Below are 273 nucleotides of genomic sequence, written 5' to 3' on the forward strand. Positions count from 1 at the left end.
GTCCAGGATAGTGGTAATGTTGGTACTTTACTACGCACTGCAGCAGCAGTTGGCATCAAGAACATACTCTGTACCGATGCCACAGCACAAGCATGGTCTCCTAAGACGCTAAGAGCAGGTATGGGTGCGCAGTTTGCCCTAACTATCTATGAAGGTCTCAGCGTGCAAGATATATTAGATTATGTCCAAGTACCCCTATTAGCAACCAGCTCACATACCGATACAGTAATTTACCAACATGACTTAAAAGAACCAATCGCTTGGATTCTGGGT

1 protein-coding gene is annotated in these 273 nt (G+C 45.1%); it reads left to right on the plus strand.

Annotation, left to right across the window (positions count from 1 at the left end):
- The coding region (locus AAEZ03_RS27375; RefSeq protein ID WP_350582993.1) for a TrmH family RNA methyltransferase at positions 1 to 273 on the plus strand (273 nt) is incomplete at both ends.

The sequence above is a fragment of the Pseudomonas sp. HY2-MNA-CIBAN-0224 genome (assembly GCF_040310285.1).
Taxonomy (GTDB): Bacteria; Pseudomonadota; Gammaproteobacteria; order Pseudomonadales; family Pseudomonadaceae; genus Aquipseudomonas; species Aquipseudomonas helleri.